At 63.9% G+C, this 12,588-nt stretch carries 15 protein-coding genes and 1 pseudogene; 12 read left to right on the forward strand and 4 right to left on the reverse strand.

The features are described 5' to 3' along the window. The first annotated feature begins 52 nt into the window (after positions 1-52). The 5 genes from FVP33_RS08640 (at position 53) to FVP33_RS08660 (ending at position 3,936) form a co-directional block, all read left to right on the forward strand. A complete protein-coding gene (locus FVP33_RS08640) occupies positions 53-1,273 on the forward strand; it encodes an MFS transporter (protein ID WP_147783261.1) in 1,221 nt (406 codons plus the stop codon). 82 nt (positions 1,274-1,355) lie between these two features. Then, complete coding sequence (locus FVP33_RS08645; protein WP_147783262.1) at positions 1,356-1,826, forward strand: heme-binding protein; 471 nt, start codon at positions 1,356-1,358, stop codon at positions 1,824-1,826. 89 nt (positions 1,827-1,915) lie between these two features. Then, positions 1,916-2,458, forward strand: coding sequence for an NADPH-dependent F420 reductase (locus FVP33_RS08650; RefSeq protein ID WP_147783263.1), 543 nt, complete (start codon positions 1,916-1,918; stop codon positions 2,456-2,458). Positions 2,459-2,479: 21 nt separating this feature from the next. Then, complete coding sequence (locus FVP33_RS08655) at positions 2,480-2,734, forward strand: hypothetical protein (protein WP_147783264.1); 255 nt, start codon at positions 2,480-2,482, stop codon at positions 2,732-2,734. Between the two features lie 230 nt (positions 2,735-2,964). Further along, on the forward strand, positions 2,965-3,936 hold the full coding sequence (locus tag FVP33_RS08660; protein ID WP_187270643.1) for an SLAC1 family transporter: 972 nt from the start codon (positions 2,965-2,967) through the stop codon (positions 3,934-3,936). Here FVP33_RS08660 and FVP33_RS08665 read toward each other — a convergent pair. Continuing rightward, positions 3,933-4,385, reverse strand: coding sequence for a MarR family winged helix-turn-helix transcriptional regulator (locus FVP33_RS08665; protein ID WP_147783266.1), 453 nt, complete (start codon positions 4,383-4,385; stop codon positions 3,933-3,935). The genes FVP33_RS08660 and FVP33_RS08665 overlap by 4 nt on opposite strands. Positions 4,386-4,433: 48 nt before the next feature. Between FVP33_RS08665 and FVP33_RS08670 the strand changes: the two genes are divergently transcribed. Further along, a complete protein-coding gene (locus FVP33_RS08670) occupies positions 4,434-5,249 on the forward strand; it encodes an alpha/beta fold hydrolase (RefSeq protein WP_147783267.1) in 816 nt (271 codons plus the stop codon). A gap of 121 nt (positions 5,250-5,370) precedes the next feature. Here the strand turns inward: FVP33_RS08670 and FVP33_RS08675 are convergent, their stop codons facing one another. Next, positions 5,371-5,844: a winged helix-turn-helix transcriptional regulator gene (locus FVP33_RS08675; protein WP_147783268.1), complete on the reverse strand. Its 474-nt coding sequence runs from the start codon at positions 5,842-5,844 to the stop codon at positions 5,371-5,373. Positions 5,845-5,946: 102 nt separating this feature from the next. Here FVP33_RS08675 and FVP33_RS08680 point away from each other — a divergent pair, with 102 nt between their 5' ends. Beyond that, positions 5,947-7,140, forward strand: coding sequence for an MFS transporter (locus tag FVP33_RS08680; protein WP_147783269.1), 1,194 nt, complete (start codon positions 5,947-5,949; stop codon positions 7,138-7,140). A gap of 35 nt (positions 7,141-7,175) precedes the next feature. Further along, positions 7,176-7,783, forward strand: a pseudogene (locus FVP33_RS08685) (SDR family NAD(P)-dependent oxidoreductase). Positions 7,784-8,289: 506 nt separating this feature from the next. On the opposite strand, the gene FVP33_RS08690 reads toward FVP33_RS08685, so the two are convergent. Beyond that, a complete protein-coding gene (locus FVP33_RS08690) occupies positions 8,290-9,129 on the reverse strand; it encodes an alpha/beta fold hydrolase (protein WP_147783270.1) in 840 nt (279 codons plus the stop codon). Positions 9,130-9,182: 53 nt separating this feature from the next. Here FVP33_RS08690 and FVP33_RS08695 point away from each other — a divergent pair, with 53 nt between their 5' ends. Continuing rightward, positions 9,183-9,644 carry a winged helix-turn-helix transcriptional regulator gene (locus tag FVP33_RS08695; protein ID WP_147783271.1) on the forward strand — a complete coding sequence of 154 codons (462 nt, stop codon included), beginning with the start codon at positions 9,183-9,185 and terminating at the stop codon, positions 9,642-9,644. A 139-nt stretch (positions 9,645-9,783) separates the two neighbouring features. Here the strand turns inward: FVP33_RS08695 and FVP33_RS08700 are convergent, their stop codons facing one another. Further along, complete coding sequence (locus FVP33_RS08700; protein WP_147783272.1) at positions 9,784-10,326, reverse strand: helix-turn-helix domain-containing protein; 543 nt, start codon at positions 10,324-10,326, stop codon at positions 9,784-9,786. Between the two features lie 104 nt (positions 10,327-10,430). On the opposite strand from FVP33_RS08700, the gene FVP33_RS08705 reads away from it, so the two are divergent. Genes FVP33_RS08705 through FVP33_RS08715 form a run of 3 tightly spaced genes read left to right on the forward strand, consistent with a single transcriptional unit; the run spans position 10,431 to position 12,378 of the window. Further along, positions 10,431-10,694 (forward strand): PLD nuclease N-terminal domain-containing protein, encoded by a 264-nt coding sequence (locus FVP33_RS08705; RefSeq protein ID WP_222706669.1) that lies wholly within the window; start codon positions 10,431-10,433, stop codon positions 10,692-10,694. After that, positions 10,691-11,617 (forward strand): ABC transporter ATP-binding protein, encoded by a 927-nt coding sequence (locus FVP33_RS08710; RefSeq protein ID WP_147783274.1) that lies wholly within the window; start codon positions 10,691-10,693, stop codon positions 11,615-11,617. Before FVP33_RS08705 ends, FVP33_RS08710 begins: the two co-directional genes overlap by 4 nt. After that, positions 11,614-12,378, forward strand: coding sequence for an ABC transporter permease (locus tag FVP33_RS08715; RefSeq protein ID WP_187270644.1), 765 nt, complete (start codon positions 11,614-11,616; stop codon positions 12,376-12,378). The genes FVP33_RS08710 and FVP33_RS08715 overlap by 4 nt, the downstream gene beginning before the upstream one ends. Positions 12,379-12,588: the final 210 nt, after the last annotated feature.

Raw genomic sequence — 12,588 nt, forward strand, 5'->3', positions numbered from 1 at the left:
CTCATGTATTGTAGTGATCACTAAGAAATACAATTCAAGGGAAGGTGGCGTCATGCCATTAGCACTAATAGCACTCGCGGCCGGTGGTTTTGGCATCGGTCTCACCGAGTTCGTTATCGCCGGACTGTTACCCGAAGTTGCGGCCGAATTCTCGGTGAGCGCGGCATCCGCGGGTTGGCTGATCTCCGGTTACGCGTTGAGCGTGGCAGTCGGAGCATTGGTCTTCACGGCCATCGCGACTCGCTTCTCCCGCAAGAAGGTCCTGATCGTTCTGATGGTGATCTTTATCGCGGGAAACGTGCTGTCTGCCGTCGCTCCCTCCTTCAACATGTTGCTCGCGGGCCGCATCATTGCCGCGCTGTCACACGGCGCCTTTTTCGGCATCGGGTCGATGGTCGCCGCGAGTCTTGTTGAGCAGTCAAAGAAAGCCGGCGCGGTCGCTCTCATGTTCACGGGCCTAACCGCCGCAAACGTGCTTGGCGTTCCGCTTGGCACGCTGGTGGGCGAGCAGTTCGGATGGCGCACCACGTTCTGGCTTATCTCACTCATCGGCGTCATCGCCTTGGTAGGAATCGTCGCCCTGGTGCCCACCAACCACGACGGTGACGCGCCCGGACTGTTGCGCCATGATCTGCGGGCCTTCCGCTCGGGGCAAGTTTGGATGTCACTGACCATAACCTTGCTGGGTTTCGGCGGGATGTTCGGAGCTTTCAGCTACATTGCATTCACACTCACGAAGGTGTCGGGCTATCCGGCCGGTGCCGTTCCGTTGCTGCTCGTGGTCTTCGGCGTTGGTCTCGCGGCGGGCAATCACTTCGGCGGCAAACTGGCTAACAAATCGGTCGACCGCACACTCGTCTGGGCACTCGCTGGACTCATTGTCGTCATGGTCTTCTTCGCCCTCACTGCCGCAAACCCGGTCGTCACGGTGGCCTCACTCGTGCTGATGGGCGCCTTCGGATTCGGAAGTGTCCCTGCCTTCCAGACTCGGGTAATCCACTTCGCCGGGGAAGCAGGCACACTCGCGTCTGGCGCAAACATCGCGGCCGCGAACGTGGGCAACGCGGTAGGCGCCTGGATCGGGGGATTGGCCATCACCGCAGGGCTGGGCTTTACCTCACCGCTGTGGACCGGCGCGGGTGTCACATTACTGGCGCTAGTGACAACGCTCTCGGCCGCCGGCGCGGTGCGACACCGTTCACGTGTCAATGCGGTCGGACCTGCAGGAGAGGCCGGAGCCGTCCAGCAGTCGACCGCATCTTCGCGGTTGTGAGGGTTCCCCACATAACCAGCGCAATCGCAGGACACGCGCAACGGCGACCGCCGATGCGCCGACAACGAACTAAGGAGCGAGCATGACCCACACAATCCCGACCTACACCGTCGCCGAACTCGAATACCTGAATGACATCAGCTTCGACAGTTTCGACAATAACGATGCCGTCGACCTTGGCCTCATTGCCGTAGGGGTGATCACCGACTGGGACCTGAACCTCGCCGTCGACGTGGTGCTTGCCGACGACTTGGTCTTCCGCGCCAAACTGAAAACGACTGGCCCAGGAAACGACGAGTGGCTCGCGGGCAAAGCCGCGACGGCGCTGCGATTCAGCGAAGCATCGATTCTGGTCAAGACCCGGCACATTGAAGCGGGAACGCCGTTCGAAGAACGTGACGACGTCGATCACGACGCGCTGAAAGCCTACGGCGGGTCGATTCCCCTGAAGGTTGCCGGAGCCGTCGTTGGAACGATCACGCTGTCTGGGGAAGCGGATACCGTCGACCACGAGGTCGCTGCGGAAGCAGTTCGACGGTACCTAGCGCGCTGAGAGCAACCACGAGCGTCGGAGTTCGCTCGGCGCAGACCCACAGATGCAAACTGGACGGGCAGGAGGCCCGGCAGCAAGAAGGGAGCAAGATGAGAATTATCACGATTGGTCGAGGACATATCGGAGGCGGACTCGCGCAGTTCTGGCGTGCGGCCGGTCACCAGGTCGAGGAGCTGGGCCGCGATGGCGGTGACGTCTCTGAGGCCGACGTGGTCCTGGTCGCAGTGCCGGGACCAAAGATCTCGGAAGCGCTGGCTAAGGTAACTGGTCTGGCGGGAAAGATCGCGATCGACACATCGAACCCGTTGCCAGCTCGTGTAGGAAACGCGCCCTCGTACGTCGAGGAGGTGAAGTCCTTCACTGGGGGACCGGTGGCTAAGAGCTTCAACTGGAACTACGCGGGCAACTACGCCGCGATCAGCGAGCAGCGGGTGCGCCCTAGCAACCTCTACGTCTCCGACGAAGGAGCCCGCGAGGTCACCGAGCAGCTAATCAGGGATGCCGGATTCGATCCGATACGCGTCGGGGACCTCAGCCGTGCGCGCGCCTTCGAAGACGCGGTCTGGCTGTTAGTGGCTTCCACCCCGCCAGGCGGACTCTTCTACCGGTTCGCCAAACCCGGCGAACTTTAACCACCGAGGTCGGGTCCTACCGTGAAGCTGAAGGCGCGCAAGATTGTCAGTTCAGATGAGGTCGAACTCGCGACTTATGAATTCAGCGACCCGGACGCGCCGACGATCGTCGCGGTACATGGACCGTTCTTTGACCCGAACATGCTGGACGAGGCCCGATACGCCGGCTACCAGCTCGGCACGCGTCGGATGGCGAGCCGCACTGACAGCCCATCGATGAGCCGATCATTCGCGCCGACGCGCCGCTGGCCACGATGGCCGTCGGCAACGAACTGACCACGCTGATGGCGCTGGTCGGCGGCATGCGGTATTCGGTATTCGGTGCAGCCCGATCCTGAGAGCCCGTTCCGGCAAGAGGTCCTCTTCGCAACCACCGTTCAGGACGTCTGGCAGACGCGACCACTTCGACGCTCCAACCTCGAGGCCATTCCATTACACCGCAATCGAATGCCTTCGTTGAGGATGAGGACCGCATCACGGACACAATCAAACAAGTCATAGGAGTCGTGGCCGCGGAGCGGACGCGGCAACTCCACCTCCGCGCTATCCCATTGGGGGCGTTCGGGATCCCGCTCGGCCTTGCGGGAGTTGGTGGCGCATGGTCTGTCGCGAGCAGCGGCGGCGTTATACCGCGATGGCCTGAGGAGGTGTGGTTTGGGATTGCCTGCGTATTATGGCTCTGGTTCACAACGGCATACGGCATTAGCGTCCTTAGGCATCGCGAGATTCTTGGCAGCGATTTGCGGCATCCTGCGCATGGCCCGTTCATCGCCTTCATCCCGGTGATAGGCATGGTGCTCAACCAGCACTACGGGAGTTTGTACTCGGCAGCGTCGGCATGGGTGTGTGTCGCGTTGGTTGGGCTGCTCGCACTCGTCGACGCGTCGCTTATCGCCCAGTGGTTGACAGGTGGCGTTGGGCGTGAGGCGTTGCACGTCGGATACCTCCTACCAGTAGTCACGGGCTCATTCGTCTCCAGTATCGGACTCAGCGCGGCCGGGATGCCTGGTCCATCTGTCGCGGCGTTTGGAGTGGGGGTGTTTTTCTTCGTCGTGTTGGGACCGATCATCATCGGGAGGCTCATCGCGGGCCCGCCCCTTCCGTCGTCACTTCGATCAACGGTGGCGATCCTGTTGGCGGCCCCCTCGACAGGAGGGCTCGCCCTCTTCGCGAATAGTGACAGCGGGCAGAGTCGCCTACAACTTTGCTCAGCGGGTGTGGTCGTTGCGATGTTCCTCGCGCAGGTGATGCTGATCCCGTACTACCGCCGTATACCGTTTGGACTCGCCTACTGGGCCTTTTTGTTTCCGCTCGCCTCCGCAGCGAGCTACGCGATTCGCTGGATTCAGCTCGGCGATTCGGCCATCGCGAACGTCGCCACCTGGGCATCCCTTGGAGTGCTTACTCTCGTCGTCGCAGCGATTTCGGTGGCGTCGATCGTTTATGCGCTACGGCAGAGTGGCGGCAATCCGATTTAGCTGACAACCCCAAGCGCCGCCGCTCCGCCCTCGGCCTTCGGCTCGGCCCCGACGACCTGGAGTAGCTCGAGGAGAGCCCGACGTTGCTCCTCGGTCAGCCCGCCGAACAAGTGCGCCCACACCCTAGCGGCGACTTCTCGCCCCGCGAGGAGGGCGAGGCCGCCCTGGGTGGTGAGCGCGAACCCGATGCGCCGTCCCGCGCCGGGCCGTTTTTCGACGAGCCCGCGGTTCACCAGTCGGGTGGCGAGAGTTCCGAATGACTGATCGCTTTGGAATGTCGCCTGCGCCAACTCGTGACTCGACGCGTCCGGCATCCGGTCGATGGCTCGCAGCGCGTCCCACTGTACGAGTGAGACGCCAGCCTCACGAAGCGCCAGGTCGAGGGCGCGGTGGTCGCGCTCCTGCACTTGCTTGATGGCTCGGCCGAGCCGCTCGAGGTCATCCGTCATGGTGTTACTGTATCAACATATTTATATAACTATGTTGATTGGAGCACCATGACTGAGTCCGAAGTAGCGCGGGTTGCCGCTGCCACCCTCAACCGTGTGGGAACCGATGTCGGCAGACCGATACTGGTCCTCCATGGCGGGGGCGGCCCATTCACCGTCGCGCCCATCGTCGCCAGGTACTTGTCGTCGCATCCGGTGTTCGCCCCGACTCTTCCCGGCTGGAACGGAACGGCCCGTCCAGAAACGGCGGACTCAGTCCCGGCCCTCGCCCGCGGTTACCTTGATGCGCTCCTCGCCGATGGCCTGCAGGACGTGCTCGTGATCGGGTCGTCGATGGGTGGCTGGATGGCGTTGGAGATGGCCGCGCTCGCCGGGGCGGACGAGCACTACGCCAACGTGATCGCCGGTGTCGCGGTCATCGACGCCACCGGAATCACCGTAGCGGGCGAGACCATCGCCGACGTGTTCTCGCTCGACGCTCGCGGCCTTGCCGAGGTCGCCTGGTTCGAACCGGACCGAGGCTACCGGGACCCATCCGCGTTCACCCCCGGGCAGCTCGCCGCCCAGCGCGCAAACCAGGACACCATGCGTGCCATCGCTGGCGATCCCTACATGCACGACCCGACACTCGCGAGCCGACTCCAATTTATCGCCGTGCCGACCGCGGTCCTCTGGGGTGAGGGGGATGGCGTGGTGACTCCCGCCTACGGTCGCGCCCTGGCTGCAGCCGTTCCGGGTGCGGTTTTTGCCCTCCTCTCGAGAGCGGGCCATCTGCCCCAGATCGAACGACCAGAAGAACTCTGGCCCGTCCTTGACGGATTCGTCCAGACCGTTCGAGGGACTGCCCTCCCCGCGGGGTATTAAGCCTCGCCTGCTCGCGAGACGCCCAAGAGGTCATGGATGGGGTCGAGCACGAGGTTTCGCGCAGGGGCGAGGCGGGCGATAGACCCGTCGACGACATCCAGTGCCAGCCCAAGGGATTCGGCTATGTCGGGTCGCGAACCGAAGCCCCGGGCCCGCGCGCCAGGGCTACGTGATCCACGTCGACTTCTTCTCCGCTTCCGTTGATGAACGCCAGACGCAGGACCTCTTCGGTGCGGGCGTCGGCGAATTCGGCGGCCGGGCCGAAACCGGTCGGGCGGTTGTCGTCGCCCCATTGGGTCAGGGCGGCAAGCACCGGGAGCAGCGCGCGTCCCGTCTCGGTGAGGAGGTACTCCTCACGCGCACGCTCGCCGATGGCCCGATAGGCCCGGCGCTCGAAGACGCCGGCGGCGACGAGCTTGGTCAGACGGTCGGTTAACACATCGGGGGCGACGCCCAAGCTCTCGCGGAAATCGGCGAAGCGGGTGCGTCCCCAGAATGCCTCGCGCACGACGAGGAGGGTCCACTTGTCGCCAATCACTTCCAGGCTGCGCGCGATCGAGCAGCGTGGATTTCGGGCGGTAATGGCGGTGACCATGGGCTTCTCCTTTGCGCTCGGAACTCGTCCGAACCTGAATTAGTTTATCCTACTCAGATGCGCTAGCTTGGTAAAACCAATTCAGATCGGACTCTAATCGCAATGTTGACTCTCTCCGCTCGGGCCAGTTTCTGGAGCGCGGCCGTCGTCGCCGGACTCGCCCTCTGGGCAAGCGGCGCCCCCACCGTGGTCTATCCGCTCTACGCCGCGGAATGGAATCTCACCCCCACGGTCACGACAGCGATCTTCGCGGCCTATCCCATCGTGCTCATCCCGGTGCTGATCGTCTTCGGCAACCTGTCGGACTTCATCGGGCGACGCGCGACGATCCTGATCGGGCTGACGGCGCTCGCGCTGGGGAGCGCGGTCTTCGGCCTCGCGCCGGACCTTGGCTGGGTGTTCGTCGGTCGTGCGCTCATGGGTGTTGGTGTGGGCCTCTCGCTCAGCCCGGCGACCGCCGCAATGATCGAATTCGGCGGGCCGAGCCGCGCGCACCGGGCAAGCTCGACCACGACGGCTGCCACGGCCACTGGGCTCGCGCTGGCCACGACAGTCGGTGGAGCGCTCGTGCAGTACGCTCCTCAGCCGCTGCATCTGACCTTTTGGGTGCTGGTGCTCGCGACGGTCATCACCGGCGCGCTGGCCTGGTTCTTCCCTCGGCACACCCGGGATGAGGCGGTCGGGCACTGGCGTCCCCGCACGCTGGCAATCCCCGCGGGCTCCCGACGCGAGTTCGCCGCCGGAACTCTGGGCATCTCCGCCGCCTTCTCGATGGGGGGCGTATTCCTCGCGCTCGGGGCGCAGATCGCACGGCAACTCATCCGTTCGGACAACGCCCTCGTCAATGGCGCGATCCTCTCGATCTCAGCCGTCGTGATCGGCGTGGTCGCGATCCTCTCCCGCCGGCTCGCCGTGCGGATCTCGCTGACGGCTGGCCCGATCGCCTTGGCAGCGGGTCTCGGGGCGCTCATCGGGTCGGGCGTGACCCACTCGCTCATTCTCTTCATCCTGGCCTCGGTGCTGAGCGGCGCAGGGTATAGCCTGATGTTCTCGGGCGGACTCGCGACTATCTCCGCGAGTGCCCCCGTCCGCCATCGGGGCGCGGTGATCTCGGCGGCGTACGTCATCGGCTATCTCCTTCAGGCGATCAGCGCACTTGGACTCGGCGCGCTGGCCACCGGCGCAGGTTTGCTCCCCGCACTGGAGATCGGCGCACCGCTGCTGGTGGCACTCGGAGTCGCATCCCTGCTGCTGGCCAACGCACCCCGGCGGCGTCGCGATTCGGCCTTCGCCTAGATTTCCTGCACTCAACTCAGAAAAGGGGTACGACAATGACCACTCTCAAGGATTCCGTAGTGCTTGTGACGGGAGCGAACGGCGGCCTCGGCCTCGAGTTCGTCCAGCAGGCGCTTGCCCGCGGCGCCTCCCGGGTCTACGCCACGGCCCGGACACCGCGGGACTGGACTGACCCGAGGATCGTGCCGTTGACGCTGGATGTAACCGATCCCGCGTCCGTCGCGGCGGCAGTGGAGGCCGCCCCCGACGTGACCGTGGTCGTGAACAACGCGGCCGGGCGTTTGCGCCAGTGCTCGCCCGGAATGAGGGCGGGGCGATCCTGGACGTCCACTCGGTACTCAGTTGGCTCGGCCGGGGCGGCGTCTACAGCGCAACGAAGGCGGCGCTGTGGTCCGTATCGAACTCCCTCCGCCTGGCGCTGCTCGCCCAGGGCACTCAGGTGCTCGGAGCCCACCTCGGATACACCGACACGCCGATGACAGCGAACCTGACTGGCCCCAAGGCAGACCCGTCCTCTATCGTCGCGGCCATCTACGACGGCCTGGAGGCCGGTGACCACGAAGTGCTCGCCGATGAGACGAGCCGCCAGGTCAAGCACGCGTTGTCCTCTCCGCTGAGCGCCCTCTACCCCGAGCTGGCCTGACGACAAGGTGAACGGCATTCAGCACCCACTTCGAGTCCTGAGCGACCATAGCGCGACATCGGCAGCGCTTGCTGCTGGTGTCGCTGCCGTCAGCAGGATAGGTGCCGGGCGAGTTAGATCGCATCAGTCGGTTCAGCTGGCCAGACGTCGATGCTGCATCAACGGTTCTCTCAGCCAGAGCACCGAAAGTCACGGACGGCGAACGGAGCGGCCGACAGGTGCGGTACTTTCAACTCAGAGCCTGATTCACCTCGTTTTCCCATCCAATTCACCCGCAAAGGACCGCAGCCGATCGGATAGAGTCGCACCCAGTGAACCGCCCGATTCCCTGTAACCGCCATGGGTGACGGCTCTGCTCTCACCGCGCGGTGGCGTCAGCTCTCTTGGCCGGGCCGAGTCCGCCGCAGCCAGAGAACAGCGACTCGATCCGCAGACTGCGGTCGTCCCTTGTGCCTGTCCTGGTCTGGGCCGGTCTCGCCATCGTGAGCCCCTGACATGCGTCTTAGCTAGGCAAAAATGCCGGTGAGGTGCGCGGTCAATTCTTCTGGTTGATCCAGCGGAATGATGTGGCCGCAGTTGGGGATAATGCGCCCCTCCAGGTGGTCGGTCAAGGGCTGGAGTTGACCGAACGTGGCCTCACCGACCGTGTTGGCACCGATTGTCACCGTCGGGACGGTGAGGCGGCGGGAACTGGTGGCGGTCAGGATTTGCTGACCGCTGGTGCGCGTGGATCGGTAGTACTCGAAGCCGCACCGCAGTGACTCCCGACCCTGGTATGCGGCAACGAAACTGTCCCGAACCACGGGCGGGATGCCCTGATGCTCGTGGGTGCCGGTGGTGTAGAAGAAATCGAGGTATTCGCCTTCGTGACCGGCAATGATCGACTCGGCAAGGCCCGGGACCGCGTGAAACCCGAACCACCACGGAGCACCATCGGCAAGAAAGGCAGACGCGCCCGGGAGCGGACCGATCAGGGCCTCCATTAATACCAGGCGCGTCACCCGTTCCGGATGCTCGAGGGCGAGCATGAACGCGGGCTGCGCCCCCGCGTCGATCGCCGCAACATCCGCCCTCACATGACCCAGAGCATCGAGGAGGCCCAGCATGTCCGCGGCCAGCGTGCGGGCGTCAAACCCCCTCGTCTCCCGGTCGCTCGCGCCGAGCCCCCGCAAATCAGGCGCAATCACCGTGTGGGTTTCCGCGAGCACTGGAATCACACGATCCCACAGCCGCCAGGTGTGAGGGAACCCATGCATCAACAGCAGTGCGGGACCTGAGCCCGCGATCGCGACGTTAAGGTTCGTGCCGTTCGTGGCGATGGACGATTCAACGATGGTTGTGGACATCTTCGACGCTCTCCGGTTACTGTTGGTTACCACGTAACGATAGGGGAGCATGAATGGCTGGGGAAGAGAGCACTTTGGCCCCACCTGGTCACCTCGCGGTAACTACCCCCGCCCGGAGTCTCCGGGGGGACCTTTTCGACCCCTCGTGCCCAACCCGCCAACTACTCGACCGGGTTGGCTCCAAATGGACATCGATGGTGGTCAAAGTGTTGAGCAGCACCGGAGTTGACGAGGTTCGATTTGCGGAACTCAAGCGTCGAATGCCCGGAATCTCACAGAAAATGCTCGCCCAAACGCTTCGCAGCCTCGAGCGCGATTCCTTGGTCGAACGCCGGGTCGAGGCCACCTCCCCGCCTCGCGTCCACTATCGGCTCACCACGCTAGGGGCCTCGCTTGACGAGCCGCTAGCGGTGCTGCGTGAGTGGGCCGAATTGCACATGTACGAAGTAGAGCAAGCCGGATCCGCGTGGGACAACCGCGTCGCGCACACTCAACTACTGAGCGAGCAACCTTAGTTTCGAACGTCGTCGACAGGAGGCAATCGGCGACGGGCACGGCCGCGCATCCGCGGTGTCAGATGTTCGTCAGTGATTGCGTCTCGCTCCCGCAAATTAATGGTCCGTCGGAAGACAGCTCTAGGTCGTGGGGGTGGGTTCAGGTCGCTTTGGACTTATCCGGTGCAGGCAGGATCACGTTCGCCGCGATCCGCCGTTTGCGTCCCTTTCCCGGTCCGTTCGCGAGCCGCGGCTGGAAGACCATTGTGAGATCCCGCGCAAACTCAAGGAATTCGGTGTCGGTCAGCCACATGGCGTTGATGTTGTAACCGACGCCGTCGCGCACCAGGTCGGGCGTGCCGGAAGCAAGGTACCTGTCGAAGTCGGCGATCAATCCCGCACTAAACGCGAGGAATGCTTGGCTGTGCTGCTCGGGGGTCATTGCCGCGAGTTCGGCCGGGGCGATCGAGGCCGCAGCGTGAGCCACGGTATAAGTACGCTCGACACTGCCGCGGACGCGGCGCTCGGCGGCGACCCGCAGGATGCCGGCGTCGGCCAGGAGCGCGACGTGGCGGTAGAGGCTTCCGGCGGGCACATCGTCAAGCTCGGCAGCGAGCTGCGATGTCGTAAGCGCTCGGTCGCCCAGGAAGGTTTGCACGATCCTCAGGCGCACTGGATGCAGCAGGATCTCGGAACTCGCCATGCTTCGAGTCTAGAACGCGGTTCGCAGTTCTGATAACGTTCGCAATTATGAGAACAAACGTTGATCTCTCCACGATTCCTGTCGGCGTTCTGATCGGGCTTGGAGTGGTGCTGCTTCTCGAGATTGCCCTCGATGCGGTCGCACTCGTCGATCTGTACCGCCGTCCGGTCGCGACTGTCACCTTCGGCAACAAGTGGATTTGGGTGGCGGTCATCGTCCTCATCAACCTGATCGGTGCCATCCTGTACTTCGCGATCGGCCGCAAGTCTGCACAGACCGTCGAGCGGCCGGCGGCCGAACCGAAGCGATCGAGCGCCGACATTGCCGATGCGCTCTACGGCACCCCCGACGAACCAAAGCAACAATGAGCGCAGCGATCCGCGCCGCTGGACTGACCAAGTCCTACGGCCGCAAGCTCGTCCTCGACTCGCTCGACCTCGACGTCGAGGAGGGTTCGATCTTCGGATTCCTGGGCCCAAACGGTGCGGGGAAGACCACAACCCTTCGGCTCACCACGGGACTCGCCCGGCCCACGAAAGGGTCGATCCAGGTCCTGGGACATGACGCCCGCGCGGCTGGAAACGCCGTGCGATCAGCGATCGGGTATCTGCCCGACGTCCCGGCCTTCTACGAGTGGATGACGGCGCCAGAATTCCTGTCCTTCGCCGGCGGCTTGTTCGGAATGTCGGGCTCGGCCCTCCACGACCGGACAAGCATGCTCCTCGACCTCGCCGGACTCACCGACGTGCAGACCAAAATCGGCGGCTACTCGCGCGGGATGAAGCAGCGCCTCGGCATCGCCCAAGCCCTCATCAACGCGCCCCGGCTGTTGCTTCTTGACGAGCCCACCAGTGCTCTCGACCCGATGGGCAGAAAGGGCGTGCTCGACATGATCGCGTCGCTGCGCGGTCGCACCACGGTGTTCTTCTCGACGCACATCCTTAGCGATGTCGAGCGGGTCTGTGACACGGTCGCGATCCTCGACCGTGGGCGCATGGTGGCGCAGGCTCCGATCGACGAGCTGAAGGCGCGATACGGCAAAGAGAAGGTCGTCGTGGAGGTGACGGAGAACGCAGACGAGTTGGCGAAGGAGTTCGGTGAGCGCCCGTGGGCGACCGCTATAGCCCGTGGAGCGCTTGGCTCGATCGAGATCACGGTCACCGACCTCGGCGCCGCCCAACACGACATCCCCGCCATTGTCGCTGCACGAGACAGCGGGCTTGCGCGGCTGGAGGCGGGGGAGATCGGCCTCGAAGAGGTTTTCGTCGAATTAGTCGGGGGCGGACGGTGAACGCCACCCTGGTGTTCGCGCGCAAGGAGGCGCTCGAGATCGTCCGCACCTGGCGGATCTGGGTGCTGCCGGCGATCATCCTGTTCTTCGCGATCACTGCGCCAGTGCTCGCGCGCTTCACGCCGGAAATCGTAGGGGCGGTCGCCGGCGACCAACTTGGTGGGATCAGCCTTCCCCCGGGGACCTATCTCGACGCATATGGGCAATGGATCAAGAACCTCAGCCAGATCACACTCTTCGCCCTGATCATCATCTACGGTGGCATCATCTCGACTGAGACGTCGAGCGGCACCGCGATACTGGTGCTCACCAAGCCAATGTCACGTGGTGCGTTCGTCGCGGTGAAAGCGATCATCCACTCGGTGTTCCTGGCCGTGCTCACCGTCATTGGCACGCTGGCGACATGGGGGCTCACGGCGGCGGTCTTCGGCCACGCACCCGCGGATCCTGTATGGTCGAGCGCCCTGATCTGGCTTCTGCTCGGCGTCTTCTACATCGCCCTGATGACTTTCTTCTCTGTCCTGATCCCCTCGGCGGTTGGTGCCGCAGGAGCAGGCATGGGCGCGTTCGTGCTTCTGACCATCGGTGCGCTTTGGAAACCACTCAGCGACCACTCGCCGGCCGGGCTCGCCGGTCAGGCGGCTGCACTGGCTGCTGGGAAGCCGGTGCCGGATCTGCTGTGGCCCGTGCTGGTGTCGCTTGCGACCGCCGCCGTGCTAGTTGCTGCGGCCTCACTGCTGTTCAGGCAAAAGGAGTTGTAGCTGCGCGTTCGGGAGAAAATAGTCGGGGAATGGTGGAGGTCTTATCCCACTTTATTTCGATCGCACTTTTTGCAATCGGAGTAACCATTGTCGACATAAGCGCTGTTACCGGGTCACTCTGCAGAGTGAAGTGCGCACGCACAAATTGCAGGCCCTGGTAAATCGCCGACCAGATCTACCTTTCCCATCGCACCGTTGGAGCACGCCTGC

It is taken from the genome of Lacisediminihabitans profunda (assembly GCF_008040105.1).
Taxonomy (GTDB): domain Bacteria; phylum Actinomycetota; class Actinomycetes; order Actinomycetales; family Microbacteriaceae; genus Lacisediminihabitans; species Lacisediminihabitans profunda.

Bases quoted from the DNA above. Each gene is read 5' to 3' on its own strand.
- FVP33_RS08640 (WP_147783261.1), top strand. From the start codon at position 53: ATGCCATTAGCACTAATAGCACTCGCGGCCGGTGGTTTTGGCATCGGT.
- FVP33_RS08645 (WP_147783262.1), top strand. From the start codon at position 1,356: ATGACCCACACAATCCCGACCTACACCGTCGCCGAACTCGAATACCTG.
- FVP33_RS08650 (WP_147783263.1), top strand. From the start codon at position 1,916: ATGAGAATTATCACGATTGGTCGAGGACATATCGGAGGCGGACTCGCG.
- FVP33_RS08665 (WP_147783266.1), bottom strand. From the start codon at position 4,385: ATGACGGATGACCTCGAGCGGCTCGGCCGAGCCATCAAGCAAGTGCAG.
- FVP33_RS08670 (WP_147783267.1), top strand. From the start codon at position 4,434: ATGACTGAGTCCGAAGTAGCGCGGGTTGCCGCTGCCACCCTCAACCGT.
- FVP33_RS08675 (WP_147783268.1), bottom strand. From the start codon at position 5,844: ATGGTCACCGCCATTACCGCCCGAAATCCACGCTGCTCGATCGCGCGC.
- FVP33_RS08680 (WP_147783269.1), top strand. From the start codon at position 5,947: ATGTTGACTCTCTCCGCTCGGGCCAGTTTCTGGAGCGCGGCCGTCGTC.
- FVP33_RS08690 (WP_147783270.1), bottom strand. From the start codon at position 9,129: ATGTCCACAACCATCGTTGAATCGTCCATCGCCACGAACGGCACGAAC.
- FVP33_RS08695 (WP_147783271.1), top strand. From the start codon at position 9,183: ATGGCTGGGGAAGAGAGCACTTTGGCCCCACCTGGTCACCTCGCGGTA.
- FVP33_RS08700 (WP_147783272.1), bottom strand. From the start codon at position 10,326: ATGGCGAGTTCCGAGATCCTGCTGCATCCAGTGCGCCTGAGGATCGTG.
- FVP33_RS08710 (WP_147783274.1), top strand. From the start codon at position 10,691: ATGAGCGCAGCGATCCGCGCCGCTGGACTGACCAAGTCCTACGGCCGC.